This window comes from Velazquezella soli (assembly GCF_977018685.1).
Genome location: NZ_CDRNXF010000004.1, coordinates 3,111,389 through 3,137,323 on the forward strand (window position 1 = coordinate 3,111,389; position 25,935 = coordinate 3,137,323).

Here is a 25,935-nt window from a genome sequence, read left to right on the forward strand (position 1 = left end):
GCGCATGACCTGCCGCCGCTCAAAGCCGCGATGCTGGGCCTACAAGAACGACTGAGCCGGTCTTAAAGGTCGCACCCCCCTTCCCGGCCCTTGCCTCATCCATTCCCATTTCTTATTCAGGCCGGAACCGGAACGGATAGGAGCGCCACCATGGAAAGCATCACCATTGCCCTGGTCCTGCTTCTCGCCGTGGTTCTGAGCGGCACGCTGGCAAGGCTTTCGCCTGTCGGCATTCCGCTGCCGCTGGTGCAGATCGCGCTCGGGGCCGCGATCGCCGGCGTGACGGGGTCTGCGGTGCAGCTCGATCCGGATTTCTTCTTTCTGCTGTTTCTGCCGCCGCTACTGTTTCTCGATGGATGGCGCATTCCGAAGGAAGGGCTGTTCCGCGACAAGGCGGTGATCCTGGAACTGGCGCTCGGGCTTGTCATCTTCACCGTGATCCTGATCGGTTTTCTGGTCCACTGGATGATCCCGGCGATACCGCTTGCGGTCGCCTTCGCGCTCGCCGCCATTCTCTCGCCAACCGATCCGATCGCCGTCTCGGCGATTGCCGCGCGGGTGCCGATCCCTGGCCGGCTGATGCATATTCTGGAGGGCGAATCGCTGCTCAACGATGCGTCGGGCCTTGTCTGCATGCAGTTTGCGGTGGCCGCCGTGCTGACCGGCGTGTTCTCGCTGACGGATGCGGTGGGTACGTTCCTTTGGGTGGCTATCGGCGGCATCCTGATCGGCTTTGGCACCACATTCGTGGTCATGAAGGCGAAGTATTACGTGTCGCGCAAGCTGGGCGAAGAACCCGGTGCGCAGATCCTGATCAGCCTGCTCATTCCGTTCGGCGCCTATCTTCTGGCCGAACACCTGCATTGCTCCGGCATTCTGGCAGCCGTTGCGGCCGGCATCACCATGAGCTTTGCCGAATTGCGCGGCCAGACGATGGCTGCCACCCGCATGCGGCGCTACGCGGTGTGGGACACGGTGCAGTTTGCGTTGAACGGCATCATCTTCGTGCTGCTGGGCGAACAGATGCCGGGCATCGTCTCGGGCGCCGCCAGGATCGTCACCGAGACGGGCCACCTCCACCCGATCTGGCTGATCGCCTATGTGGCGGTCATCACCACCGCACTTGCGGCCCTGCGGTTTGCCTGGGTGTGGGTATCCTTGCGCTTCACCCTCTATCGCGCCGCGCGTCGCGGAGAGGCGATCCGCAAGCCGCACTGGCGGCTACTGGCGGCCATGTCGCTTGCCGGCGTGCGCGGTGCGATCACGCTTGCGGGTATTCTCACCCTGCCGCTTGCCATGAACGACGGCACATCGTTTCCGGCACGCGATCTGGTGATATTCCTGGCAGCCGGGGTGATCATCCTGTCGCTGACGGCGGCCAGTATCGGCCTTCCCTATCTTCTCCAGAACCTCGAATTGCCGCCGGAACCTGACCACCTCCAGGAAGAGGATATTGCCCGGATTGCGGCGGCAGAGGCGGCGATCCGAATGATCGAGAAACTGCAGCATGCGATGAGCGAAGGCCGCACCGACGCCGATCTTTACGGTGAGGTCGGCACGCGGCTGATGGAACTCTACCGGCAGCGGATCGAGGGCCGTTCCAAGATGGGGGACGAGGCAGACCTTTTGCGCAAGATGGAGGAGGTCGACAAGCGGTTCAGGCTGGCCGCCCTTCGCGCCGAACGGGACGAGCTGTTCAGGCTCGGCCGCCGGCGCAAGATTTCCGAGGAAATCGCACGCAAGCTGGTTCGCGAGATCGATCTTGCCGAGGCGCGCTACGGTTTCTGAGGCGCGCCGTGTTGTTGCCGCTTTGGCGGTAGAGGAAATCGCCCTCCGCATTGTTTCCGGCGCTGCCCTCGTGTAGATCGCCCTCACCTTCTTTCATCAAAGAGTATCCATCATGAGCGGCTTCGACCTCATCATCTTCGATTGCGACGGCGTGCTCGTCGATTCCGAAATCATCGCGGCGCAGGTCGAATCCCGGCTTTTGACGGAAGCGGGCTATCCGATCAGCGTCGAGGAAATGGGCGAGCGCTTCGCCGGCATGACCTGGAAGAACATTCTTCTGCAGGTGGAAAAGGAAGCGGATATTCCCCTGTCGGCCTCGCTGCTCGACAAATCGGAAAAGCTGCTCGACCAGCGGCTGGAGCGCAGCGTCAAGATCATCGACGGCGTCAAGTTCGCGCTGTCGCGGCTGACCACGCAGCGCTGCATCTGCTCGAATTCTTCGAGCCAGCGGCTGGACATGATGCTGACCAAGGTCGGGCTCAAGCCCTATTTCGAAAATCATATCTATTCCGCCAAGGACCTCGGTCCCGACCGCGTCAAGCCGAAGCCGGATATCTTTCTGCATGGCGCAAAGCAGTTCGGCGTCGAGCCGGACAGGTGCCTGGTGATCGAGGATTCCACCCATGGCGTCCATGGTGCACGCACGGCCGGCATGCGGGTGGTGGGCTTTACCGGAGCATCGCATACCTATCCGAGCCATGCGGACCGGCTGACGGATGCCGGCGCCGAAACGGTGATTTCGCGCATGAGCGACCTGCCGGCGGTGATTGCCGCACTCGGTGAATGGGGCGGGATCTAATCTAGAACTGCACTGCGAGGCTGGCGCTGGCGGTATGGCTCGTCAGCGAATGGGCAAATTCGCCGGAATAGCTGAGCTTCAGCCGCGCGGATTTTGAGACCTGCGCCGTGACGGAGGCTTCGACGACGGCCGTGTCACGCGGCAAAGCCACGCCTTCCAGCATGAACGGACTGCCGCCGCTGGCAAAGGCGAGCCGGGATGCGGGCGTCAGGTCGCCCATTGCATGACGCCAGCCGAGCATGCCGGAGACGGTGAGCGGCAGGTCCTCGACGGGCATTTGCGCCGACCAGCGAAGGCCGAATGTGGAAAGGGCGATGTTGTCCGTTTCGCCATTACCGGTCAGAGCGGCCGCCCCGCCCTTTTCGCGAAAACCATCGGTGTCGAGATTGATATAGGCAAGGCTTGCGAAGGGCTGCAGCGTGACCGGACCTCCCGTCGTCTTCCAGGACAGGTCGGTAAACAGCTGGCGGGTGGCGCCTCTGTAATCGGCCTGGAGATCATCCGTGAACGTGCCGAAGTCGACGCTGCGCGACGTCGAGATGCGGTTTTCGGAATAGACCGCGCCTGATGTGAGGGTAACGTCACCCCATGTCGCTGCGGCGTAGAGCCCGGCATCATAGCTCTCCCAGTCCGCCTCGCTAGCCGCAGAGGCATTGCTGTAGCCGAACAATCCGCCGAGCCGCCAGTGATCGGATGCCTGCCCGTCGAAGCCCGCGATCAACCCCGCCGCATGGCTGTCGATGCCGGCCGCGTTGCCGTCGCTGCGCAATTGCCCAGTTGCTGCGATGCCGGTTGCCCAGAAGCTGGTCGCACCATCGGCCGATGCGCGGATCGGGACGGCGCCGTTCACCCGGTCGACGATGGCGTCCCGAATGAGCCGGCTGTCGCTTAGAAGCTGGGTTTTTAGCGAGGCGTGGATCTCGCCGCCAAGCTGCGAGAAGGCATCGCGAGCGCCATCGGCGTTTTGCTGGAGAACGCCGAGGAAGATATCGTTTTCGGTTCCGAGCGACTGGACTGCTGTCGCGGTTGCGCGCGTGTTGGCGGTGTTCGCGACATCGGCGAAATCGACATCGTTCCGGTAGAGGCTCAGCGTCACATCGTCGGCGCCATAGGCAAGGATGGGCGACAGGAAGGCGAGGTCGGTGATGACATCGTCGAAGGCGCCGGTAACGCTTTCGCCTGTGATGATCGTGTAGGTCGTAGCGGGTGAATAAGTGCCGCTACCCGCGAGAACCTTTACCGTGCCGCCTTCGATGCTGACGGACCCGGTTGCAGCAAGGCTGTCGGACGTGCCGTCCGTTTCCGTTTCCACCTGATAGGTCGAGCCGGCTTCGAAGGTGACATCGCCATTGACGGCAAGCGTCGCGATACCCGGGCCGGGTGACAGCGTGCCGCCTGACCTGACGGTGAGGCCACCGATCTCGCCTGTGCCTGCCAGCATGCCATCCGTGCCGATATCGATCGCGCCGCCGATCGTGCCGTCGTTGACGAGCACGCCTCCCGTCACCGTCGCATCGCCGCTGATCTCGCCCGTGTTGGAAAAGCTGCCACCGGTGTTGGTGAGCGAGGCGATGGTGCCGTCGTTGGATGAGGTTCCGGCGTTCGAGACATCGCCGGCGACCGCGCCGGAATTGTTGACGAAGCTGCCGGCTGCCGCGACATCCACGTCGGTGACGACGAAATTGTTGGTGACCGTGCCGCCTGTCACGGTGGTGCTTCCAGTGATTTCGCCGCCGTCATTGTTGGTGAAGGTGCCGCCGGTATTGCTGAGCGAGGCGATCGTGCCGGCGTTCGAGGCATTGCCTGAGTTGGAGACGTCGCCGGCCGTGGCACCTGAGTTGTTGACGAAGATCGCAGCCGCCGCGACATCGACCGTCGTCACCACGAAATTGTTGGTGAGCGTGCCGCTCTCGAGTGACGTTGCGCCTGAAATGGTGCCGTTGTTGGTAAAGCTGCCGCCGGTATTGGCAAGCGATTCGACAGTGCCGGCATTGGACGCCGTGCCCGCGTTGGCAACGGCCGCTGCCGAAGCGCCGGAATTGTTGACGAAACTGGCTGTTTCAGCGACATCGACGTCGGTGACGACGAAGTTGTTGGTGACTGTGCCGCCCGAGACCACCGTATCGCCGGTGACCGTGCCGCCGTCATCGTTGGTGAAGGATCCGCCGGTATTGGTGAGCGATGCGATCGTGCCGGCGTTAGAGGTCGTGCCCGCATTGGTGACGGCATCGGCCGTGGCGCCGGAATTGTTGACGAACCGGGCCGTCGCTTCGACATCGACATCGGTGACGACGAAATTATTGGTCATCTGCGCATCGCCGGAGAGCGTCGTTTTGCCGTCTATCGTGCCGTCGTTGACGACTTCGCCACCCGAAGATGCAAGGTCGCCGTTGAGCGTGCCCGAGTTACTGATGGAGCCGCCGGACATCGTGACGTCTGATGACAGCGTGCCGCTTTCCGAGATCTCCATGCGGCCCATGTCGAACAGGGTCGTGCCGCTCGTCGCTGTCAGATATGCATCGACGTGGAGCGTGCCGCCGGACACCGCGAGCGTGTCGACGGTGGCATCGGTTGCGACGGTCGGGGCGCCGGAGCCGATCGAGGCTGCGTCCGATGCGCCGGGGGCATCCGGTGCCGTTGTCCAGTTCGCGCCGTTTTTGAAATCGTTGTCGGAGGCGCCGGTCCAGGCCGATTGCGCCGATGCGCCGCCGGGAACGAGCGCTGCCAGCGTGACGATGGCGGTGCAAAGCCGCAGACGCCGCTTCGCGTCCGCCACGATAGCTGGAGCAATCATCCCAAACCCTGTCTCGAATGGTCGCGGGCGACGCGCCCGTGACGATCTTCAAATACTGGGTACGGATTTATGGTTAACCGAGGATTAAACGGGCGCCGTCAGCGCCCGACCGGAGTGGCCGCAGGCTTAGCTGCGGCGTGCGGGCTTCTTGCTGGGTGCGCCATTGTCGAAACCGACGCGGACGCGGGTGAAGCGCGATGCGCCGCCCTGCGCGTTCGGGATCTGCACATCCGCCTTCTGGAAGATGAACTGCGTGCCGCCGGCCGGAAGATCGACCGGATAGGCGACCTTTTGCGAGTAGATCGTGTTGTCGCCATCGACGACCTCGACCAGGATTGGCAGGGTCACGCGGCCCGGCGCACCGACAGGTCCGTCGACGAGGCGGCCCTGGACGACGACATTGATGGTCATCGTCGTTTCGTTTGCCGTGCACTGACGCGTCGCGTCGGCCAGCGATGCCTGGTAGACGAGCTTCTGCGGATCATCCTGACCGCCGCGTGCGTATTCCTGGCGTATCGCCGTCTGTTCGCGCAGAACGACCTGCGGGCAATAGGCCTGCACCACCGCCGGGGTTTCAGCCTGTGCCGTCGGCGCAAGGCCACCCGCCGGAGAGGACGAGTTGCAGCCGGCGAGCGCCGTCAGGAGGGATACCGTTACGAGACCATGGGAAATCTTGCCAAACACAATACTCAACCTTGTTCCATCCCTTTTGACCGGCTTGCCGCGCCAAACATGCTCATGGCGTAACGCAGCGCCGTTTTCCAGTCTTTCACCGGAGATTTCAATCGTCTATACCAGCGGCGCGAATAAAAATCGATTGGGGATTATCGGTCGTGGACTACATTTCTACCCGGGGCGAAGCGCCCGCTCTCGGCTTTCGTGATGCACTGCTGGCTGGCCTTGCCCGCGACGGTGGTCTTTACCTGCCGCGCCACTGGCCGCAGCTGTCCAAGCGGGACATCCGCAATCTGCGCGGAAAGTCCTATGCGGAAGTGGCTTTCGAGATCCTCAAGCATTTTGTCGACGGGGAAATTCCGGACGACAAGCTGAAGACCATGATCAACGAGGCCTATGCGACCTTCCGTCATCCGGCGGTCGTACCGCTCGTGCAGACCGGCCCGAACGATTTCGTTCTCGAGCTTTTCCACGGCACGACGCTTGCCTTCAAGGATGTGGCGATGCAGCTGCTGGCGCGGCTGATGGATCATGTTCTGGCCGAGCGCGGCGAGCGCGCGACGATCGTCGGCGCGACATCGGGCGATACGGGCGGTGCGGCGATCGATGCCTTTGCCGGGCGCGACCGGACCGACATCTTCATCCTCTTTCCCGAAGGCAAGGTATCGCCGGTGCAGCAGCGCCAGATGACCTCGTCGACCGCATCCAACGTGCATGCGGTGGCGCTCAAGGGCAATTTCGACGACTGCCAGAACATCGTGAAAGAGATGTTCAACGATGTCGCCTTCCGCGACCGGGTGAAGCTTTCGGGCGTCAACTCGATCAACTGGGCCCGCATCATGGCGCAGGTGGTCTATTACTTTACAGCTGCTGTTTCGCTCGGCGGACCGGATCGCAAGGTATCGTTCACGGTGCCGACAGGCAATTTCGGCGATATTTTTGCAGGCTACGTGGCCAAGAAAATGGGCCTGCCGATCGACCGGCTGGTGATCGCCACCAACGACAACGACATTCTTGCCCGCACGCTGAAGACCGGGCGCTACGAGATGCAGGGCGTGATGGCGACCACGTCGCCGTCGATGGATATCCAGATCTCGTCGAATTTCGAGCGGCTTCTGTTTGAAGCCTATGGCCGCGATCCGAGCGCCGTGCGCTCATCCATGGCGAGCCTGAAGCAATCGGGTGCGTTCGAAATCAAGCCGGAAGCGCTGAAGGCGATCAAGCGCGAATTCCGCGCCGGCCGCGCCACGCAGGAGCAGGTTGCCGAGACAATCCGCGAGACGCTTGAAGCCACCGGCTACCTGCTCGACCCGCATACAGCGACCGGTGTTTTCGTGGCTCAGAAGAACGCGCGACCCGGCAGCCCGATGGTGACATTGGCCACGGCCCACCCCGCCAAATTCCCGGCGGCGGTAAAATCCGCTTGCGGAATTGATCCGGCACTTCCATCATGGCTTGCTGATCTGATGCACAGGGAGGAGCGCTTCGATACGCTGGACGCCGAGCTGAAGGCCGTTGAAACATTCATCGGCGACCACGCACGGGCCAATTGAGCCAGTTATCGGCAGCGCCGGAAAGACGCGAAGACGTGAATATGAATGTTGAAATCACCCGGCTCCCCTCCGGGCTCACAGTCGTGACCGAGACCATGCCACACCTGGAGAGCGTCGCGCTCGGTGTGTGGATCAAGTCCGGAGCCCGCAACGAGACCGAGAACGAGCACGGCATCGCGCATCTTCTCGAGCACATGGCGTTCAAGGGCACAGCGAGGCGCAGTGCCCGCGATATCGCCGAGCAGATCGAGGATGTCGGCGGCGAACTCAATGCCGCGACTTCGACCGAAACCACATCCTATTACGCAAGGGTGCTCAAGGACCACGTGCCGCTCGCGGTCGATATCCTTGCCGATATCCTGACGGAATCGGAATTCGACGAGGAAGAGCTGCGCCGCGAAAAGCACGTCATCCTGCAGGAAATTGGCGCGGCCAACGACACGCCCGACGACGTGGTGTTCGACCGCTTTTCCGAAGTCGCCTATCGCGGCCAGACGATCGGGCGCGCCATTCTCGGCACGCCGGAGACGGTAAAAGGGTTCACGCCGCCGCAGATCCGCGGCTATCTCTCGCGCAATTATACGACCGACCGGATGTTCATCGTCGCGGCCGGCGCTGTCGACCACCAGGTGTTCTGCAAGCAGGTCGAGGAGCGGTTCGCCAGCCTGCCGACCATGCCGAGTGCGACGCCCGTTCTCGAGCCCGCCCATTATATCGGCGGCGACACCCGCGAAGACCGCGACCTGATGGATGCCCAGCTGCTGATCGGCTTCGAGGGCAAGGCCTATCACCAGCGGGACTTCTACTGCTCGCAGATTCTCGCCAACATCCTCGGCGGCGGCATGTCCTCGCGGCTGTTCCAGGAAGTGCGCGAGCGCCGCGGCCTTTGCTATTCGGTCTATGCGTTCCACTGGGGCTTTTCCGATACGGGCATTTTCGGCGTCCATGCGGCGACTAACGGCGACGAGTTGCCGAACCTCGTGCCTGTCGTCGTCGAAGAGCTGCGCAAGGCATCCGAGCAGATCCATCAGGCGGAAATCGACCGGGCCCGTGCGCAGATCCGCGCCCAGCTTCTGATGGGCCAGGAAAGCCCTGCCGCCCGCGCCGGCCAGATCGCCCGCCAGATGATGCTCTACGGCAAGCCGATCCCCAATGACGAGATGATGGAGCGCCTGGAGGGGATCACGACCCAGCGGCTGACCGATCTTGCCGGACGTCTGTTCTTCGACACGGTGCCTACGCTTTCGGCGGTCGGTCCGATCGCACAACTGCCGTCGATGGAAGAGATCGCGGCGTCGCTTTCCTCACCAGGCGTGACAACCAAAAAGGCGGCCGGCTGATCAAGCCGCCTGCCCTGCCCGGAGCACACAAGCACCATGGCCAAGTCCGTGTTTCGGTTCCTATCGCGACATCCGGACACACCGGAGATCTCAGGCGAGCGCCACATCATGCGCCTGCCGCTTTATGCCGACTACAAGGCCTGGATGACGCTGCGGTCGCAAAGCCGGGCGTTCCTGCAGCCGTGGGAGCCGACCTGGCGCCCTGACGAGCTGACGGAATCGGCGTTTCGCGCTCGCGTGGTGCGCGCCACCCAGGAACATGCGTCAGGCGTTGCCATGCCGATGCTGCTTTTCCGCCGCGACACGATGGAGCTTTTGGGGGGCCTGACGATCGGCCATATCCGCCGCGGCGCGTCGCAAAGCTGCATGGTCGGCTACTGGATGGGCGAGAAACATTCGGGCCAAGGCCATATGTTGGCCGCATTGGAGATGGCTATCCCCTACATCTACGGCGGACTTCAGTTGCACCGGATCGAGGCAGCCTGTATTCCGGACAATTGGAAAAGCATCCGGCTTCTCGAAAAGGCCGGATTCGAGCGGGAAGGTCTTTTGCGGAAATATCTCAAGATCAATGGTGAGTGGCGCGACCACGTGATTTTCTCCCGACTGCCAGAAGATGGTGAATTTGCGAAAATGCTGAACACATGATGCTGCGTCACATGAGTTTCTCGGCCATGCCGCGCCTGCCGTCAGTTCTTGGAATCGTTTCCGCTGTCCTGATGTTTCTTGCGGCGGCGACGTTTGCACAGGCGGCCGAGCCGGTGAAAATCTCGCGCGACGACACCGCGCTCGACCTGACCCGCACGACCGACATCTACGCCAACCAGGGCGAGGCCTTTCAGGTTTCCACGGCCGCTGCTGCCGACGGTATCCGTCGCCGCATCGAGGTGCGCGCATCTTCGCCGTCGCACCAGGGCGACTGGGCGGTGTTCGCGCTTTCCAACGTTTCCGAAGAGCAGTTGGAGCGGGTGATCGTCGCGCCGCATTTTAGGCTCGTAAATTCCAAGGTTTTCTGGCCGGATCTCGGCTCGCAGCGCATCATCTCGATCACGCCATCCGAAGGGTTTGCGCTCGACCGTATCGCCAGCCCCGATGCCGACGTGTTCCGCATCACGCTCAATCCGGGCGCCACGATCACCTTCGTCGCCGAGCTTTCGACGCCGGCGCTGCCGCAGATCTATCTCTGGCAACCGGATGCCTACAAGGATTCGGTCAACTCGTTCACGCTCTACAAGGGCATCGTGCTCGGCATTGCCGGTCTGCTTGCGGTGTTCCTGACCATCCTGTTCGTGGTCAAGGGAACATCCATGCTGCCGGCGGCGGCAGCCCTTGCCTGGGCGGTGCTTGCCTATATCTGCGTCGACTTCGGGTTTCTCGACAAGCTCATCAGCGTGACATCGTCCGACGAGCGAATATGGCGTGCCGCAGCCGAAGTGGCGCTTGCCTCGTCGCTCGTCATCTTTTTGTTTACCTATCTCAACCTCAACCGCTGGCACGTGCATCTGGGTTATGCGACGCTTGCCTGGGTGGCCGGCCTCGTGCTCCTCGGCGGTGTGGCGATCTACGATCCGTCTGTCGCATCCGGTATCGCGCGGCTTTCGTTTGCGTTGACGGGTACTGTCGGCATCCTCCTGATCGTCTATCTCGGCTTCAACCGCTATGACCGCGCCATCCTTCTGGTGCCGACCTGGGCGCTGCTGCTGGTCTGGCTGTTCGGGGGATGGCTGACGGTGACCGGCCAGCTCGACAACGACATCGTGCAGCCGGCGCTTGGCGGCGGACTGGTTCTGATCGTGCTTCTGATCGGCTTTACCGTGATGCAGCACGCCTTTGCCGGCGGCGCCTACCAGCAGGGTCTGTTTTCCGATCTGGAGCGGCAGTCGCTGGCGCTGACCGGTTCGGGCGACACCGTGTGGGACTGGGATGTGGCGCGCGACCGCGTGGTGACTACGCCCGACATCTCGACGCGGCTTGGCCTCGAGCAAGGCTCCATGCACGGGCCGGTGCGCAACTGGCTGCCGCGGCTTCATCCCGATGACCGCGACCGGTTCCGCGCCACGCTGGACGTGCTGCTGGAACATCGCCGCGGCCGGTTGAACCACGAATTCCGGATTCGCGCGGAAGACGGGCATTTCCACTGGCTGCAGATCCGCGCACGGCCGGTGCTCGGCTCAAACGGCGAAATCATCCGCTGCGTCGGCACCGTCATCGACGTGACCGAGCAGAAGAACTCGATCGAGCGTCTGCTGCAGGACGCGATGCATGACAACCTGACCGGGTTGCCGAACCGCCAGGTGTTCCTCGACCGTCTGCAATCGGTACTGACGCTGGCACCCAGCGACGGGCATCTGCGCCCAACCGTCATGGCGATCGATATCGACCGCTACAAGCAGGTCAACGACTCGCTTGGAATTGCCGCAGGCGACAACATTCTGATCGCGCTGACGCGGCGCCTGCGTCGTCTCTTGAAGCCACAGGATACGCTGGCACGGCTTGCCGGCGACCAGTTCGGCCTCATCCTTGTGTCCGAGCGGGACCCGGGCAAGGTCGCGGATTTCGCCGATGCGGTGTCCAAGGCAATCATGGTGCCGATCAACTTTGCCAACCGCGAGATCGTGCTCACCGCCTCGATCGGCCTAGCCTCCTGGGTAGATCAGCAGGAAAGCGCCCCGGGACTTCTCGCCGATGCGGAACTGGCGATGTACCGGGCCAAGCGCGCCGGCGGCAATCGCGTCGAACCGTTTCGTCCGGCATTCCGCTCGACCGGCACCGATCGTCTGCAGATCGAAACCGACCTTCGCCGCGCAATCGAGCGACGCGAACTGACACTCGCCTATCAGCCGATCATCAGGCTTGTGGATGGCGAGATCGCCGGCTTCGAAGCGCTGATGCGTTGGGAACATCCAAAACGCGGCAGTATTCCGCCCTCCGAATTCATTCCGATCGCCGAAATGTCGGACCTGATCGGCCCTCTCGGCCTCTTTGCGATGGAACGGGCGGCCTCAGACCTCACGTCCTGGCAGGCACAAACCGGTTCGCTGCCGATCTTCGTATCCGTTAACGTCTCGAGTGCGCAGCTCCTGAACGCCGATCTCTACAATGACGTCCGGGCGCTGTTGCAGCGGACGCAGGTGGCGCCGGGCCAGCTCAAGCTGGAGCTGACGGAGTCGCTGATGATGGAGAACCCGGAACAGGCGCGTCTTGTTCTGGCCAAGCTCAAAGAGACCGGCCTCAGCCTCGCGCTCGACGACTTCGGTACCGGCTACTCTTCGCTCGGCTATCTCACGCAGTTCCCGTTCGACACTATCAAGCTCGACCAGTCGTTGGTGCGCGATGCCACCGACAAGCGTGCTGTGCTTCTGCGCTCGGTCATCGCCATGGCGCGGGCGCTCGAGATGGACGTGGTGGCTGAGGGCATCCAGACCGACGAAGACGCGGCAGAGCTTGCCAAGATGGGCTGCCATTTCGGCCAGAGCTACCTGTTCGGCCCGCCGGCGACGACGGATGCGATTGGCCGACTGCTGAAAGAACGGTTTCCGCTGACGAAACGGGCTTGAGTTCCGACTTCCTCATCTTGCCTCGTGGCGAGGATGAGGGAGACGAGCAGCCTGACAGGCCTGATGTCAGGCCCGTCCGCGTGCATAGAGCCTGATCACACAGCCGTTGCCATCGCAGCGCCGCTCATGGCTTCCCAAGTCGCGCCCGGATGCTGACGGCGGTTTTCCTGGATCATGTCGTGGATGAACTGCAGCTTGGTGGTGACCGCCGGGGCGAGGATGAACGGATAGAGATCCGGCACACCCATGGCGCGGTGGATACTGTTCAATGCCATGCTGAACGGAATCCACGCCCGAACGAGCTGCTCGGCGCTCGCTGCCTCGTAGGGCTGGAACGCAACTTCTGCCGCCAGTTCGCCGTGGCGTCTCGGATCGATCGACAGGCCGTAGGCGCGTGCCATTTCCAGCGTATCGACGATATGGATGTAGTGGGCGAAGGTTTCGGCAAAATCCTCCCACGGATGCGAGCTCGCATAGGTGCTGATATAGGACTGTTGCCAGCCGACCGGCGGGCCTTCTTCGTAGTTGCGGCGCAACGCGTCGGCATAATCCATCGTCTCGTCGCCGAACACGGCGCGGAATGCATCGGTCCTGCCGCCGTCGCGGATAAGCTTGTCCCAGATGTAGTGGCCGGTCTCGTGGCGGAAATGGCCAAGCATCGTGCGATAAGGCTCGTTCATGGATATTCGGATCTGCTCGCGCGTCGCGTCGTCGGCTTCGGCAGCGCGGATGGCGATGAGGCCGTCTTCGTGGCCGGTCATGGCGGGCTTCACCGTTCCATCCGGCTGGATCTCGTCGATCAGGAAATCGAAGACGAGGCCGCCCTGCGGATCTTCTTCGCGGTTGGTGCGCGGCAGGTTCCATTTCATCAGCGAATAGAACAGATGGCGCTGCGCCTGGCTGATGCGACGCCACTGGTCGAGCCCCTCCTCGGTCGAGGCGTCAGGCACCAGGCGGTTGTGCCGGCAAGCCGGGCAAAACGGGTTCGGGTCCTCGGCAACGACCGTCCAGTTGCAGATATCCAGGCTGCTGTTGGCACAGAGCCTCACCTTGCTGTCGAGGTCACCGAACAGGTGCCAGGTCGGGTCCGCCACGGGGGCGTCGGGACCCGAAACCATCTCGTCCTGCTCCAGAGCCATGATGGCAAGCTTTTCCGGAACGAAAGCCAGTTTGTAACCACAGTGGACGCAGTTGCGATTGTCGAAATAAACCGGTTGGCCGCAGTGATCGCAGTCGAAGAGGCGCATGGACAGATCCGCTAGACGAAGTGGAAGTTGGGGTGAACTGAATTCTGGATGATAAAAAACCTGCCCCGGTAGGACCGGAACAGGTTTCTGGATTTGGCGGATTCGGATCGCTTAGGCGCGATCAACGATGTCCTTGCCGGCTTCCTTGATCTTACCCTTGGCCTGCTGGGCTTCGCCCTTGGCTTCCTGGGCAGCGCCCTTGGCTTCCAGCTCGTGGTTGTCGGTCATGTCGCCGACAGCCTGCTTGACCTTACCGGAGACTTCATTGCCCATTCCGGAAATTTTATCGCTGGTGCTACCCATAGTGTTTCTCCTTGAGCTTAGCGGCATCGTTTTCGATGTCTTGCACTAGGAGAACTCCGAGCCTTGGCAGTTCGTTCCGGCATAGCTCAAGAATTTCAGAAATTCAGGCGTGGCCGGCGTCGGAGGAGAGCATTGCGGGCGTCACGCCCATCGAGGCGAGCGCGCGCTCGTACTTGTCTTCCAGCGTCGTACCGAAGATCAGATCTTCGCTGGCCGGGCAGTTCAGCCAGCCGTTGCTGGAAATCTCCCGCTCCAACTGTCCTGCACCCCAGCCTGCGTAACCGAGCAGCATGGTAGCGCGTGATGGCCCCCTGCCGTCACAGATGGCGCGGATGATATCGAGCGTGGCGGTGAGCGAGATATCGTCGCTGACGGGAATGGAGGATTCGCTCGAGAAGTCGTCGGAATGCAGCACGAAGCCGCGACCGGTTTCCACCGGACCTCCAGACAGGATCGGGAACTCACGGCATTCGTGCGGGAGGGCAATGATCTCGTGCTCGTCCAAGAGCTTGAGGTGCCGCAACACTTCCGTGAAGGAAATTTCCTGGGCGCGGTTGATGATAAACCCCATGGCGCCGGCCGGAGAATGGGCGCAGACATAGATGACCGTGCGGGAGAAATTGGTATCCTGCATGCTCGGCATCGCAATCAGGAACTGTCCGTCAAGAAAGCCGCGTTCGCGACCGCCCTTGCCGCCGTCGTCCTGAGCACCCGAGAGAAGCGAAAAAGCCATCATGCCTCCACCTGCAGCGCTTTGAAACCTATTCTAGCAAAACTGCGGCCGTTTGAAATGTCTGTACTGACTGTCTTTGAAGGCCGGGCCCGCCTGGTTGTGAGAGCGTGCCGTGGCTGCTGCTTCACAGCAGCGTTCCTGAAACATGGGGCACGAACCGTGGCGATCAACGGAAAATGATCCTGTTTTTCGAAAGCGCTGCTGGTTCGTTCAACATTTAACGGTTAATCCCTGAGCGATGAGGAGCCTGACCCCAATTCGAACCACAACCGCAAACCTGTTGCTTGGCGCTGCCATCTGCCTTGGATTGCAGACGGCTGCGGCCGATGCTCTGGCGGAAATGACGCCCTGGGCCACCAACGAGGGCGGCCGCATGCGGATCGTCACCATGCCTCCAGAGCCCGATGGAACCGTGCGCGGAGCGATGCAGATCGAGCCGAAGGATGGCTGGATCACCTATTGGAAAGAGCCGGGTGAAGCGGGCATTCCGCCGCAACTGACATTTTCGCGCGAAAGTGGGATCACCTCCCAGACGATGTCCTATCCGGTTCCAAAGCTGATCACCAACGGTGACGTGACCGACATCGGCTATGATCGCGCCGTGGCATTTCCGTTTGCGCTGAAGCTCGACAAGCCGACCAAGGCGGGGCAAGCCTCACAGGTCTTGCCGTTGGGGGCAGCAAGCATCGACGTTTCCGCGTTTATCGGCATTTGCCGTAATATCTGCATACCCTTCCAGGCCGAATTCTCTCTGCCGATGAAAGCGGTCCGGGGCACGCCGGTGGAAGAGGCAATGATCCTCAACGCCGCCAGTGCCGCACTCCCCTCGCCTCCGGCCAACGATTTTGCCGTGACTGATTATGCGATGGTGAAGGGCGGAAAGGTTCTACGGCTGACGCTGCGGCTGCCGGACAGTGCGACCGCGCCGCCGCAGGTGGTGGTGACCGGTCCCGAGGGGCATGTCCTGTTCGAAAGCGTCGATGCGAAGCGGCAGGGTCATGCCTATACGCTGGATATGCCGGTGGGCAAATTGCCTGACAATTACGACATCAGCGGCAAACGGTGGGGCATTCTGGCGACCAGCGGCAGTCGGTCCATGGAGACGTCCATCGTTTTCGACTGAGACCCCTCCCGTCTTCGCTTGCCTCTTGCCGACCGCGACCTATAGTTCCGCCGAACGGCAAACTTCAAGCAAACAGGAGATCCCATGACCATCGCCATCGGTGAAAAACTACCCAGCGCCACCTTCAAGGAAAAGACTGCTGACGGCCCGGTCGAGATCTCGACGGACGCGCTGTTTGCCGGCAAGAAGGTCGTGCTGTTTGCGGTACCTGGCGCCTTCACGCCCACCTGCACGCTGAACCACCTGCCCGGCTATCTCGACAATCGCGACGCGCTGCTTGCCAAGGGCGTCGACGACATCGCCGTCGTTGCCGTCAACGACTGGCATGTAATGGGCGCCTGGGCACAGCAGACCGGCGGCATGGACAAGATCCATTTTCTGGCCGACTGGGACGGTGCCTTTACCAAGGCGATGGGCCTTGATGCCGATCTTTCCGCCGGCGGGCTTGGCGTGCGCTCCAAGCGCTACGCGATGCTGGTCGAGGACGGTGTGGTGAAGTCACTCGACATCGAGGAAAGCCCTGGCCAGGCCACCGTCTCGGGTGCCGACGCGATGCTGGAACGCCTCTAAGTCAATTAATATTCCACGAGATCGTTTGAGGGGCTCATGCCCCTCATTCCCATTGCGAATGAGACGCTGCGAGGGGCTAGAGCCCGCCTCGAACCATTACACTGCCATATCGAAAACCATCAGGCCCGACACGCCGCCATCGGATGCGGCGACAATTCGTTCGGCGACGGTAATATGGTCGGGATGGACGAGATAGGCGTCACGGCTTTCCAGCGTGTCGAAGGTGACGATGAAGCCGTCGAGGAAGCCGCCGTTCAGGCCTTCCGATGAGGCGTTCGGGCCGGACTTCACATCAACAATGCCGGGAATGAGCGTTTTGAGGCCGTGAACGGCGTCGTAGATTTCCTGCTTCTCTGCCGGCTGCAATGCAGTCTTGAAGCGCATGAAGACGCAATGAAGGATCATCGGTGGGTCCACCCTATGGCTGTTCTGTATGGCGCGAAATCGTCGTGGAGCCTGCTTCAACGCTATGCCCGACGGGAAACCGCTTCGCACCTTTGCTGTAAACCACCCTCAAGAGCAACCGCTACTTTCTCTTGAAAGGCGCCATGCCGGTGCGGGCCAGTTCGTCGGCGCGTTCGTTTTCCGGATGGCCTGCATGGCCCTTGACCCAGTGCCATTTGACCTTGTGGCGCTGGTTGGCGACATCGAGCTGCTGCCACAACTCACCGTTCTTGACGGGCTTCTTATCGGCCGTCTTCCAGCCGTTCTTCTTCCAGCCGAAGATCCACTTGGAAATGCCGTCCATCACGTATTTGCTGTCGGTGTGGAGATCGACCTCGCACGTGTCCTTAAGCGCGTTGAGGGCGCTGATGGCCGCCATGAGTTCCATGCGGTTGTTGGTCGTTTCGGCCTCGCCGCCGGACAGTTCCTTGATGGTTTCGCCGTAACGCAGGATAGCGCCCCAGCCGCCCGGGCCGGGATTGCCGGAACAGGCGCCGTCGGTGAAAATGTCGACCTGTTTCATGATGTCAGTCCATAATCTGCAGTAGAGGAAATGCCGCGGTGGAACCGCAGCTTGCGGAGGTATTCGAGCGGATCCTTCTTGACCACCAGCGCGCCCTCGGGCGTCGTCAGCCAGTCATAGAGCCGGGTCAGGAAGAAGCGCAGGGCCGAGCCGCGGGCAAGCACCGGCAATGCGGCGATCTCCGCATCAGACAGCGGCCGGACGCTGCGATATCCTTCCAGCATCGCCATACCCTTCTCAACGTTATAGCTGCCGTCCGCTTCGAAGCACCAGGCATTGAGGCAGATGGATACGTCGTAGGCGAGCAGGTCGTTGCAGGCGAAGTAGAAGTCGATCAGGCCCGACAGTTCGTCGCCGAGGAAGAAGACGTTGTCCTGAAACAGATCCGCATGGATGACGCCCGCCGGAAGATCCTTCGGCCAGTTGAGGCCAAGGAATTCGAGCTCGGAAGTGATCTCGTCCTGCAGCCCCTTCTCGACCTCGTCGGCGCGGTCGGCGGATTTCTCCCACAACACCTTCCAGCCATCGAGCGACAGCGCGTTGGGGCGCTTGATCTCAAACCCTTCGCCGGCCAGATGCATCTGCGCCAGCGCCTTGCCGACCTCGCGGCAGTGGCGGGCTTCCGGCCGTCTCAGCCACATGCCCTCGAGAAACGAGATGAGGGCCGCCGGCCGGGTCGAGAGTTCGCCTAGCAACTGCCCGTCGCGGCGTGGCAAAGGCAGCGGGCAGGACAGACCCCGATCGGCCAGGTGCTGCATCAGGCCCAGAAAGAACGGCAGGTCGGATTTCTCGACGCGCTTTTCATACAGCGTCAGGATCAGCGGCTCGCGGGTTGTGTGCAGCAGGAAATTCGAGTTCTCGACGCCCTCGGCAATGCCCTTGTAGGACGTGAGCTCCCCGACATCATATTCGGCCAGGAACCGGTTCAGGTCGATTTCGGTGATATCGGTATAGACGGCCAAGATTTCGTCCCGCTGATGATCGTTGCGCTGGATCTCTTCCTAGCGGCTTGGCCGGTGCTTCGCTAGAGCCGAAGGCGGTTCATCCAGCGGAGAGAGGGCGCTCGCCGTTGACCCAGGCCATGTCTTCGATGGTGAGGGGGACGGAGCGGAGTTCGCGGTTGACGAGGAAGTTTTCGGTTTCCTCGGCGGTGATCGCAAGCTCGATTTCAGCCGAAAACCGCTGCTTGAAGGCTTCGATGATCTCGTCGACGATGACTTCGGGGGCGGAGGCGCCGGCGGAGAGGCCGAGCGTCTCGATCTGGCCGATTTCGTCCCAGTTCAGCTCGGACGCGCGCTGCACCAGGATCGAACGTCGGGCGCCGGCCCGCAGTGCGACTTCGACGAGACGTTTGGAGTTGGACGAGTTCGGTGCGCCGACAACGATGAAGAGATCGCAGCCGGGGGCTGCTTCCTTGACGGCTTCCTGGCGGTTGGTGGTGGCGTAGCAGATGCTGTCGGCTGCCGGTGCCGTCAGGTTCGGGAAGCGTTCCTGCAGCTTGGCGATGACACCGGCCGTATCATCCACGGAGAGCGTCGTCTGGGTGACGTAACCGAGATTGTCGGGATCAACTGGAACATAAGCTTCCGCATCGGCGATCGTATCGACAAGCGAGACCGTGCCTTCCGGCAACTGGCCCATTGTGCCGATCACTTCCGGATGTCCAGCATGGCCGATCAGCACCACATGGCGGCCAAGCCGCTGGTGGCGCATCGCCTGCTTGTGGACTTTTGAGACGAGCGGGCATGTGGCATCGAGATAGAAAAGATTGCGGGCCTGGGCATCCTCGGGCACCGATTTCGGCACGCCATGGGCGGAAAATACGACGGGCTGCTGGCGATGCTCCGCCGGGATCTCATCCAGTTCCTCGACGAAGACGGCGCCCTTGGCTTCCAGTCCTTCGACGACATAGCGATTGTGGACGATCTCATGGCGAACATAGACCGGCGCGCCATAGGCTTTCAGCGCCAGCACGACGATCTGGATTGCCCGATCGACTCCGGCGCAAAAGCCGCGCGGACCGCAGAGGCGGATCGTGAGAGCCGGTTTTGTGACCTGGATGTTCATGTCGCTTCCGTAAGCCGTTGCAGCCCCCCATATAGGCGAGCCGGCTCCGCCACGCCAAGAAAAAAGTGAGGGCTATGGCGTCGCAGGCTTGGCACGGCGCCACCATGCGCCGATGACGACCGCCACCAGAGCTGCGGCCAGCCCATACCAGGTGAAGGCGTATTGGAGATGGCTGTTGGGGAGATCGAACTGGGTGACGCCGCCCTTCGGCCAGCCGCCGGGATTTTGAACCTGATCATCCACATCGACAAAGAACGGCAGGGTTTTGGCCGGATCGAGACCTGATGACGACGCCATGACGTCTAGATCCTTCCAGAAGAAGATGTTCTTGGCGATATCGTTATCGGGCACGATGGAAGATGGCTTTTGCGCCAGTCGGCTTCGGGCATAGCCGGTCAGCCGCTGCTCACCCGCAACTTCGCCGGCGGTGCGCGTCGAGACCTGTTTCATCTCGTAGGGAATGAAGCCGCGATTGACGAGAAGAGCGCGGCCATCGGGAAGAATCAGCGGGGTGTAGACGTAAAAACCGGTCTGGCCCTGGAACGTGGCGAAGAAATGCCGCTCCTTGGCGTGGTCGAATGTGCCTGACAGCGCAACGCGGCGGTATTCGATATCGCCGCCATTGGCCGCGAGCCGTTCGATGTCTCCAAGCGGTACGGGAACTGCGCTGCGCCGCTCGGCGATATCCGCAAGCAGCCCTTCCTTCCAGTGCAGGCGTTCCATCTGCCAGGTGCCGAGAGCAAGGAGGATGGCGAGCGAGGCGAGGATGAGGGTGATCGTGGCGATGGTCTTGACCGGACGCCGCTTGCGAGCGCCCGCCATATCGACTTGATGTGTCATGTATTCAGACCCGGCCTTCTGCACGCCCTCGGCGTTTGCTCCCCGACCTGTCTACGACCGGCCCTCTCCCTCTGGGGAAAAGGGCCGTGAGGAGTGTGAGAGGGGAAACCCCGATCAATGCGCCAGCGGTGCGCCCCAGCCGCCCCAGATGTAGATGGAGAAGAACAGGAAGAGCCAGACGACGTCGACGAAGTGCCAGTACCAGGCGGCTGCTTCGAAGCCGAAGTGTTTTTCCGAGGTGAAGCCGCCGTTCATGGCTCTGATGAGGCAGACCAGCAGGAAGATGGTGCCGACCAGAACGTGGAAACCGTGGAAGCCGGTGGCCATGAAGAACGTGGCGCCATAGATCGAATTGGCGAATTCGAACGGGGCGTGGGCATATTCGTAGGCCTGCACGAACGAGAACAGTACGCCGAGTGCGACTGTCAGCGACAGGCCGGTGACGAGGCCCTTCCGATCGTTGTGCAACAGCGCGTGGTGAGCCCAGGTGACGCAGGTGCCTGACAGCAGCAGGATGATCGTGTTATAGAGCGGCAGATGCCATGGATCGAGAACCTCGATGCCCTTTGGCGGCCATTGTCCGCCGAGAACCTGTGTTCTGGACGCCTGGATCGCCTCGTTGGCGTAAAGGCTGGCGTCAAAGAAGGCCCAGAACCAGGCGACGAAGAACATCACTTCCGACGCGATGAACATGATCATGCCATAGCGCAGATGCAGCGACACGACGCGCGTATGGGCGCCCGCATTACCTTCCTTGATCGTATCCGACCACCAGCCGATCATCACGTAGATGACGATCGCGAGGCCGATGAAGAAGACCCATGGCGTTGCCAGGTTCATGCCGAAAATGTGGAATTCCGAACCCTTCAGGTAGCGCATGTATCCGACGCCGCCGAACGCCATGACGAAGGCGCCGATCGAGGCGAGAAGCGGCCAAGGGCTGGGGTCGATAATGTGATAATCGTGGTTCTTCTGGTGCGCTTCTGCCATGCCTGCCCCTCCCAAGGGTGCTTACCGCAAGTGTTCCACCCGCCAAAAACGGCGGGCCATTTTAAAGCTTACTGCCCTTATCCTGCACTTCATTCCGCAAGGCCGCAACCGGCTTCGGCGCCGGCTCCTTGCCCGGATAGAAGGTGTAGGACAGGGTAATGGTCTTGATGTTCTTCGTCTCGTTCGCCTTGACGATCTCGGGATCGACGAAGAAGACGACCGGCATATCGATCGTCTGGCCCGGCTGCAGGGTCTGCTCGGTGAAGCAGAAGCATTGGACCTTGTTGAAATAGACCGCCGCCTCCATGGGGGTGACGTTGAAGACCGCGGTTCCAGTCGTCGCCACCGGCGAACGGTTCTTCGCGGTAAACGACACCTGCCCGGTTTCGCCGATCTTAAGCTCCACAGGTTTCGAAGGCTTGAAATCCCAGTTCAGGCCGGGCGACACATTGGCGTCGAACGTGACCTTGATGGTCTTCTCGAGGATCGTATCGGAATATTGCTCGCTGCGCTGGGTGGTGCCGTTATAGCCGGTGACCTGACAGAAGAGGCGGTAGAGCGGAACGGACGCATAGGCGGCGCCCACCATGCAGGTGACGAACACAGCGCAACCGGCAAAGATCGCGGCATTGCTGACCCGCTTTGCCTGACCATGGCCCGGCCGCTGGGCGTTGCCCTGACCATTCCCGTGAACCTTTCCTCCCATGTGCCTCCTCCTCAAGCGTTCTGGGTCAGTTGCCGACGCCGCCGACTTTGACCAGCGTCATCACGTAGAAAAGGACGACCAGCCCTGCGAGGACCAGTCCCAGCGCCACATTTCTGTTGCGGCGGGACTTTCTCTGGGCGTCGTTGAGCTTGACGGTGTCAATCATAGAAGGCTTCCGATCAGGGTCGCCACACCGGCTGCCGCGTGGTCGGCAAGCAGCGCGGAAAAGATGATGAAGAGATAGAAGATCGAGTAGCCGAACATCTTGCGCGCCGGCACCATCCGCTCGTCGCCTTCAGGCATGCGCAGGACTGAGATGGAACAGGCAATGAAGATCAGCCCCAGCACGCCGGCTAAGATGCCGTAGCCGATGCTGGCAAGGCCGGTGAAGCTGGGGGCGACGCCGAGAACAGCGGTCAGAACCGCATAGGCGAGCATCTGGATTTTGGTGGAACGCTCGCCGGCAACGTTCGGCATCATCGGCACGCCGACCGAGCCGTAATCGCGCATCTTGTAGAGCGCCAACGCCCAGAAGTGGGCAGGCGTCCAGAGGAAGATGATGAGGAACAGGATGACGCTGTCGAGCGAAATGCCGCCGGTGACGCAGGCCCAGCCGATCATGGGCGGGAAGGCGCCGGAGGCACCGCCGATGACGATGTTCTGCGGCGTCGAGCGCTTCAGCCACATCGTATAGACGACCGCGTAGAAGAAAATGGTGAAGGCGAGCAGGCCGGCGGCCAGCCAGTTGACGGCGAGACCGAGGATCGCCACCGAAAACACCGACAGCGTCAGGCCGAAGGCAAGCGCTTCGCTCGGCCGCACGCGACCATCAGGAATTGGGCGCTTGGCGGTGCGGGTCATGACGGCATCGATATCGGCGTCGTACCACATGTTGAGCGCGCCGGACGCACCGGCGCCCACCGCGATACAGAGAACCGAGATTGCAGCGAGAACCGGATTAAGCGTGCCGGGCGCCAGAACGAGACCTGCGAACGCCGTGAAGACGACGAGCGACATGACCCGCGGCTTCAGAAGTTCGAAGAAATCGCGCGCGCCCGCTTCAGACAGGAACAGGCCTGCGTCATTGCCGAGAGCGTCGCGATCATCGATAACTGTCATGAGACCTAAAAACCTTGCATTTTCGGGGGACAGCGCGTGTCACACGCGATGTCCCTTGTTGGAACGCTGCCTTTAGCGGATGCGCGGCAGCTGTTCCCACTGGTGGTAAGGCGGCGGCGAAGACAGCTGCCACTCGAGCGTCGTTGCACCTTCACCCCATGGATTGTCGCCGGCGACACGCTTCTTGGCGAAGGCTTCCCAGACGCCGAAGAGGAAGACCAGAACACCGGCGAAGGAGATGTAGGAACCGATCGAGGAGATGTAGTTCCAGCCCACGAAGGCATCCGGATAATCGATATAGCGGCGTGGCATGCCGGCGAGGCCTAAGAAATGCTGCGGGAAGAACACCAGGTTCACGCCCACGAACATCACCCAGAAATGCAGGTGCGCCACCTTCTCGCTATACATGTAGCCGAACATTTTCGGGAACCAGTAATACCAGCCGGCAAAGATTGCAAATACGGCGCCGAGCGACAGGACGTAGTGGAAGTGAGCCACCACGTAATAGGTGTCGTGCAGCGACCGGTCGAGGCCGGCATTGGCGAGCTGGACGCCGGTGACGCCGCCCACGGTAAACAGGAAGATGAAGCCGATTGCCCAGACCATCGGCGCCTTGAAGGTGATCGAGCCACCCCACATCGTCGCGATCCAGGAGAAGATCTTGATGCCGGTCGGCACCGCGATAACCATGGTTGCGAAGACGAAGTAGCGCTGCGCATCGAGCGACAGGCCGACCGTGTACATGTGGTGGGCCCAGACGATAAAGCCGACCGCGCCGATCGCCACCATCGCATAGGCCATGCCGAGATAGCCGAAGACCGGCTTTTTCGAGAAGGTCGAGATGATGTGGCTGACGATGCCGAAGCCGGGCAGGATCAGGATGTAGACTTCCGGGTGACCGAAGAACCAGAACAGGTGCTGGTAGAGGATCGGATCGCCGCCGCCTTCAGGCGAGAAGAACGTGGTTCCGAAGTTGCGGTCGGTCAGCGCCATGGTGATGGCACCGGCGAGAACCGGCAGAGACAGAAGCAGTAGGAAGGCAGTAACCAGAACGGCCCAGGCAAACAGGGGCATCTTGTGCAGTGTCATGCCCGGAGCGCGCATGTTGAGAATGGTGGTGATGAAGTTGATCGCACCGAGGATCGACGAGGCACCTGCAACGTGGAGTGCGAGGATCGCCAGATCGACGGCCGGACCCGGATGACCCGAGGTCGACAGCGGCGGATACATGGTCCAGCCGCCGCCCGCGCCATAGGCACCGGATGGTCCCTCAACGAACATAGACAGCATCAGAAGCAGGAATGCCGGGATGATCAGCCAGAAGGAGATGTTGTTCAGACGCGGGAAGGCCATGTCAGGGGCGCCGATCATGATCGGCACCATCCAGTTGGCAAAACCGCCGATCATCGCCGGCATGACCATGAAGAAGATCATGATCAGCGCGTGCGCGGTGGTGAACACATTGTACATGTGCTTGCCGCCATCGATCGCGGCATCGCCCTCGAAGCCGTAAACCATGGCCGCCAGACCGTGGAAGATCTGGATGCCAGGTTCCTGCAGCTCCATGCGCATCGCAACCGACAGAAGGCCGCCGAGGACGCCCGCCATGATCGCGAAGATCAGATAGAGCGTACCGATATCCTTGTGGTTGGTCGAAAACAGCCAGCGGGCGGCAAAGCCCGGTGTGTGGGAATGATGATCGCCATGCGCATGCGCATCGTCGTGAGACGCGCGGGCATGGGCATCATGAGCATGGTCGTCATGGGCGTGAGCGCCATGGGGATCCGTATGAGTGGTATGTCCGGCCATTATCGTCAGCCTCCTGATTACTTCGCAGCGACGGCAAGGCCGTCGGCGGGCTTGGCCGTGCCGGCATCGGCGACCAGTGCTTTATAAGCACCGGGAAGGTCGCTGGCGGCCTGGGCAAGCCAGGTGTTGTACTTTTCCTCGGAGACGACGTGGATGGCGATCGGCATATAGGCGTGATCCTTGCCGCAAAGCTCGGAACACTGGCCGTAGTACATCCCCTCGCGATCGGCCTTGAACCAGGTCTCATTGAGACGGCCGGGAACGGCATCGATCTTGACGCCGAAGGCCGGCATGGCGAAGGCGTGGATCACGTCGGACGGCGCTGCCGTCACCAGCATGCGTACCGTCTTGCCGACCGGAATGATCATTTCGTTGTCGACGGCGAGCAGCCGCGGATAGCGATCGATATCGGTCTTGCCGGCGGCAGCGCGATCCGGATCCTTCAGCATGTAGCTGTCGAAGGCGACGGGCGTTTCGCCGGAACCCTCATATTCGTAGTTCCACTGCCACTGGGTGGCGGTGGCCTTGACCGTCATGTCCGCATCCGGAATTTCCAACTGTGCGTTCAGAAGGTTGAAGGACGGGATGGCGAGGAAGAACAGGATCAGCACCGGCGCCACGGTCCAGACGATCTCGATGACCGTGTTGTGGCTGGTGCGCGAAGCAACCGGATTGCGGCTGGCGCGGAACTTGACCGCAACCATGATCAGCAGCACCAGAACGAGCAATGTCACCGGCACGATGAACCAGAGCGTATAGTGCTCGAACCAGCGAATTTGGTGCATGATCGGTGACGCGGGCGCCTGCAAATCCATCTGCCATGGCCTCGGCTGGTCCGCATGGGCCAGCGAAGCTGTGAAAAGACAGATAAGCGACGCCATTGCGGCGTAAGCTCTCAACATAACGATAAACCCTCTCTCCCATGCGCCCGAGTCCCGCGATCGAACAGCATGCG

24 protein-coding genes are annotated in these 25,935 nt (G+C 61.6%); 8 read left to right on the plus strand and 16 right to left on the minus strand.

What is annotated here, in order from left to right:
• Nucleotides 1–150 precede the first annotated feature (150 nt).
• Nucleotides 151–1,788 (plus strand): Na+/H+ antiporter, encoded by a 1,638-nt coding sequence (locus tag AC0JZ8_RS18785; RefSeq protein ID WP_471893176.1) that lies wholly within the window; start codon nucleotides 151–153, stop codon nucleotides 1,786–1,788.
• A gap of 112 nt (nucleotides 1,789–1,900) precedes the next feature.
• A complete protein-coding gene (locus AC0JZ8_RS18790; protein ID WP_471893177.1) occupies nucleotides 1,901–2,587 on the plus strand; it encodes an HAD family hydrolase in 687 nt (228 codons plus the stop codon).
• A 1-nt stretch (nucleotide 2,588) separates the two neighbouring features.
• Here the strand turns inward: AC0JZ8_RS18790 and AC0JZ8_RS18795 are convergent, their stop codons facing one another.
• A complete protein-coding gene (locus AC0JZ8_RS18795; RefSeq protein WP_471893178.1) occupies nucleotides 2,589–5,381 on the minus strand; it encodes an autotransporter outer membrane beta-barrel domain-containing protein in 2,793 nt (930 codons plus the stop codon).
• A gap of 126 nt (nucleotides 5,382–5,507) precedes the next feature.
• Nucleotides 5,508–6,065: a PilZ domain-containing protein gene (locus tag AC0JZ8_RS18800; protein ID WP_471893397.1), complete on the minus strand. Its 558-nt coding sequence runs from the start codon at nucleotides 6,063–6,065 to the stop codon at nucleotides 5,508–5,510.
• Nucleotides 6,066–6,214: 149 nt separating this feature from the next.
• On the opposite strand from AC0JZ8_RS18800, the gene thrC reads away from it, so the two are divergent.
• The 4 genes from thrC to AC0JZ8_RS18820 all read left to right on the plus strand — a co-directional run bounded on the left by thrC (nucleotide 6,215) and on the right by AC0JZ8_RS18820 (nucleotide 12,506).
• Nucleotides 6,215–7,609, plus strand: a complete 1,395-nt coding sequence (gene thrC, locus AC0JZ8_RS18805; RefSeq protein ID WP_062453612.1) for a threonine synthase — start codon at nucleotides 6,215–6,217, stop codon at nucleotides 7,607–7,609.
• 41 nt (nucleotides 7,610–7,650) lie between these two features.
• Nucleotides 7,651–8,949, plus strand: coding sequence for a M16 family metallopeptidase (locus tag AC0JZ8_RS18810; protein WP_430256175.1), 1,299 nt, complete (start codon nucleotides 7,651–7,653; stop codon nucleotides 8,947–8,949).
• Between the two features lie 36 nt (nucleotides 8,950–8,985).
• On the plus strand, nucleotides 8,986–9,597 hold the full coding sequence (locus AC0JZ8_RS18815) for a GNAT family N-acetyltransferase (RefSeq protein ID WP_062453614.1): 612 nt from the start codon (nucleotides 8,986–8,988) through the stop codon (nucleotides 9,595–9,597).
• Between the two features lie 71 nt (nucleotides 9,598–9,668).
• Complete coding sequence (locus AC0JZ8_RS18820) at nucleotides 9,669–12,506, plus strand: EAL domain-containing protein (RefSeq protein WP_471893398.1); 2,838 nt, start codon at nucleotides 9,669–9,671, stop codon at nucleotides 12,504–12,506.
• A gap of 95 nt (nucleotides 12,507–12,601) precedes the next feature.
• Here AC0JZ8_RS18820 and AC0JZ8_RS18825 read toward each other — a convergent pair whose 3' ends face one another.
• The 3 genes from AC0JZ8_RS18825 to AC0JZ8_RS18835 form a co-directional block, all read right to left on the minus strand.
• Entirely contained in the window at nucleotides 12,602–13,753 is a 1,152-nt protein-coding gene (locus AC0JZ8_RS18825) for a zinc-binding metallopeptidase family protein (RefSeq protein WP_471893179.1), read from the minus strand.
• Between the two features lie 111 nt (nucleotides 13,754–13,864).
• Complete coding sequence (locus AC0JZ8_RS18830; RefSeq protein ID WP_062453615.1) at nucleotides 13,865–14,056, minus strand: CsbD family protein; 192 nt, start codon at nucleotides 14,054–14,056, stop codon at nucleotides 13,865–13,867.
• Between the two features lie 103 nt (nucleotides 14,057–14,159).
• The gene (locus AC0JZ8_RS18835; RefSeq protein WP_062579450.1) at nucleotides 14,160–14,789 is read right to left on the minus strand and encodes a YqgE/AlgH family protein; all 630 of its coding nucleotides are present in this window, start codon (nucleotides 14,787–14,789) and stop codon (nucleotides 14,160–14,162) included.
• A 280-nt stretch (nucleotides 14,790–15,069) separates the two neighbouring features.
• Here AC0JZ8_RS18835 and AC0JZ8_RS18840 point away from each other — a divergent pair, with 280 nt between their 5' ends.
• Both AC0JZ8_RS18840 and AC0JZ8_RS18845 read left to right on the plus strand, forming a co-directional pair.
• Entirely contained in the window at nucleotides 15,070–15,912 is an 843-nt protein-coding gene (locus AC0JZ8_RS18840; RefSeq protein WP_245341481.1) for a protein-disulfide reductase DsbD domain-containing protein, read from the plus strand.
• A gap of 84 nt (nucleotides 15,913–15,996) precedes the next feature.
• Complete coding sequence (locus tag AC0JZ8_RS18845) at nucleotides 15,997–16,482, plus strand: peroxiredoxin (RefSeq protein ID WP_062453618.1); 486 nt, start codon at nucleotides 15,997–15,999, stop codon at nucleotides 16,480–16,482.
• A gap of 96 nt (nucleotides 16,483–16,578) precedes the next feature.
• On the opposite strand, the gene AC0JZ8_RS18850 is transcribed toward AC0JZ8_RS18845, so the two are convergent.
• From AC0JZ8_RS18850 to coxB, 11 genes are all read right to left on the minus strand, one after another.
• Nucleotides 16,579–16,887, minus strand: coding sequence for a Dabb family protein (locus tag AC0JZ8_RS18850; protein ID WP_062453619.1), 309 nt, complete (start codon nucleotides 16,885–16,887; stop codon nucleotides 16,579–16,581).
• A 121-nt stretch (nucleotides 16,888–17,008) separates the two neighbouring features.
• The gene (rnhA, locus tag AC0JZ8_RS18855) at nucleotides 17,009–17,449 is read right to left on the minus strand and encodes a ribonuclease HI (RefSeq protein ID WP_209900065.1); all 441 of its coding nucleotides are present in this window, start codon (nucleotides 17,447–17,449) and stop codon (nucleotides 17,009–17,011) included.
• Nucleotides 17,446–18,411, minus strand: coding sequence for a homoserine kinase (locus AC0JZ8_RS18860; protein ID WP_471893180.1), 966 nt, complete (start codon nucleotides 18,409–18,411; stop codon nucleotides 17,446–17,448). The genes rnhA and AC0JZ8_RS18860 overlap by 4 nt, the downstream gene beginning before the upstream one ends.
• Before the next feature lie 79 nt (nucleotides 18,412–18,490).
• Nucleotides 18,491–19,516, minus strand: a complete 1,026-nt coding sequence (gene ispH / locus AC0JZ8_RS18865; protein ID WP_471893181.1) for a 4-hydroxy-3-methylbut-2-enyl diphosphate reductase — start codon at nucleotides 19,514–19,516, stop codon at nucleotides 18,491–18,493.
• A 72-nt stretch (nucleotides 19,517–19,588) separates the two neighbouring features.
• On the minus strand, nucleotides 19,589–20,356 hold the full coding sequence (locus tag AC0JZ8_RS18870; protein WP_471893182.1) for an SURF1 family protein: 768 nt from the start codon (nucleotides 20,354–20,356) through the stop codon (nucleotides 19,589–19,591).
• Between the two features lie 114 nt (nucleotides 20,357–20,470).
• Nucleotides 20,471–21,346 (minus strand): cytochrome c oxidase subunit 3, encoded by an 876-nt coding sequence (locus tag AC0JZ8_RS18875; protein WP_062453626.1) that lies wholly within the window; start codon nucleotides 21,344–21,346, stop codon nucleotides 20,471–20,473.
• A gap of 61 nt (nucleotides 21,347–21,407) precedes the next feature.
• Nucleotides 21,408–22,052 (minus strand): cytochrome c oxidase assembly protein, encoded by a 645-nt coding sequence (locus AC0JZ8_RS18880; protein WP_471893183.1) that lies wholly within the window; start codon nucleotides 22,050–22,052, stop codon nucleotides 21,408–21,410.
• A 25-nt stretch (nucleotides 22,053–22,077) separates the two neighbouring features.
• On the minus strand, nucleotides 22,078–22,218 hold the full coding sequence (locus AC0JZ8_RS18885; RefSeq protein WP_162734883.1) for a hypothetical protein: 141 nt from the start codon (nucleotides 22,216–22,218) through the stop codon (nucleotides 22,078–22,080).
• Entirely contained in the window at nucleotides 22,215–23,171 is a 957-nt protein-coding gene (gene cyoE, locus AC0JZ8_RS18890) for a heme o synthase (RefSeq protein WP_471893184.1), read from the minus strand. The genes AC0JZ8_RS18885 and cyoE overlap by 4 nt, the downstream gene beginning before the upstream one ends.
• A gap of 72 nt (nucleotides 23,172–23,243) precedes the next feature.
• Nucleotides 23,244–24,980 carry a cytochrome c oxidase subunit I gene (ctaD, locus tag AC0JZ8_RS18895; protein WP_062579435.1) on the minus strand — a complete coding sequence of 579 codons (1,737 nt, stop codon included), beginning with the start codon at nucleotides 24,978–24,980 and terminating at the stop codon, nucleotides 23,244–23,246.
• Nucleotides 24,981–24,997: 17 nt separating this feature from the next.
• Nucleotides 24,998–25,882, minus strand: a complete 885-nt coding sequence (gene coxB / locus AC0JZ8_RS18900) for a cytochrome c oxidase subunit II (protein WP_062453631.1) — start codon at nucleotides 25,880–25,882, stop codon at nucleotides 24,998–25,000.
• Nucleotides 25,883–25,935: the final 53 nt, after the last annotated feature.

Excerpts from the sequence above, each read along its gene's own strand:
- rnhA (WP_209900065.1), bottom strand. The coding sequence starts at position 17,449 with ATGAAACAGGTCGACATTTTCACCGACGGCGCCTGTTCCGGCAATCCC.
- AC0JZ8_RS18870 (WP_471893182.1), bottom strand. The coding sequence starts at position 20,356 with ATGACACATCAAGTCGATATGGCGGGCGCTCGCAAGCGGCGTCCGGTC.
- AC0JZ8_RS18845 (WP_062453618.1), top strand. The coding sequence starts at position 15,997 with ATGACCATCGCCATCGGTGAAAAACTACCCAGCGCCACCTTCAAGGAA.
- AC0JZ8_RS18820 (WP_471893398.1), top strand. The coding sequence starts at position 9,669 with ATGTTTCTTGCGGCGGCGACGTTTGCACAGGCGGCCGAGCCGGTGAAA.
- AC0JZ8_RS18880 (WP_471893183.1), bottom strand. The coding sequence starts at position 22,052 with ATGGGAGGAAAGGTTCACGGGAATGGTCAGGGCAACGCCCAGCGGCCG.
- AC0JZ8_RS18815 (WP_062453614.1), top strand. The coding sequence starts at position 8,986 with ATGGCCAAGTCCGTGTTTCGGTTCCTATCGCGACATCCGGACACACCG.
- AC0JZ8_RS18810 (WP_430256175.1), top strand. The coding sequence starts at position 7,651 with ATGAATGTTGAAATCACCCGGCTCCCCTCCGGGCTCACAGTCGTGACC.
- cyoE (WP_471893184.1), bottom strand. The coding sequence starts at position 23,171 with ATGACAGTTATCGATGATCGCGACGCTCTCGGCAATGACGCAGGCCTG.
- AC0JZ8_RS18850 (WP_062453619.1), bottom strand. The coding sequence starts at position 16,887 with ATGATCCTTCATTGCGTCTTCATGCGCTTCAAGACTGCATTGCAGCCG.
- AC0JZ8_RS18885 (WP_162734883.1), bottom strand. The coding sequence starts at position 22,218 with ATGATTGACACCGTCAAGCTCAACGACGCCCAGAGAAAGTCCCGCCGC.
- AC0JZ8_RS18790 (WP_471893177.1), top strand. The coding sequence starts at position 1,901 with ATGAGCGGCTTCGACCTCATCATCTTCGATTGCGACGGCGTGCTCGTC.
- AC0JZ8_RS18830 (WP_062453615.1), bottom strand. The coding sequence starts at position 14,056 with ATGGGTAGCACCAGCGATAAAATTTCCGGAATGGGCAATGAAGTCTCC.
- ispH (WP_471893181.1), bottom strand. The coding sequence starts at position 19,516 with ATGAACATCCAGGTCACAAAACCGGCTCTCACGATCCGCCTCTGCGGT.
- coxB (WP_062453631.1), bottom strand. The coding sequence starts at position 25,882 with ATGTTGAGAGCTTACGCCGCAATGGCGTCGCTTATCTGTCTTTTCACA.
- ctaD (WP_062579435.1), bottom strand. The coding sequence starts at position 24,980 with ATGGCCGGACATACCACTCATACGGATCCCCATGGCGCTCACGCCCAT.
- AC0JZ8_RS18875 (WP_062453626.1), bottom strand. The coding sequence starts at position 21,346 with ATGGCAGAAGCGCACCAGAAGAACCACGATTATCACATTATCGACCCC.
- AC0JZ8_RS18835 (WP_062579450.1), bottom strand. The coding sequence starts at position 14,789 with ATGGCTTTTTCGCTTCTCTCGGGTGCTCAGGACGACGGCGGCAAGGGC.
- AC0JZ8_RS18795 (WP_471893178.1), bottom strand. The coding sequence starts at position 5,381 with ATGATTGCTCCAGCTATCGTGGCGGACGCGAAGCGGCGTCTGCGGCTT.
- AC0JZ8_RS18785 (WP_471893176.1), top strand. The coding sequence starts at position 151 with ATGGAAAGCATCACCATTGCCCTGGTCCTGCTTCTCGCCGTGGTTCTG.
- AC0JZ8_RS18825 (WP_471893179.1), bottom strand. The coding sequence starts at position 13,753 with ATGCGCCTCTTCGACTGCGATCACTGCGGCCAACCGGTTTATTTCGAC.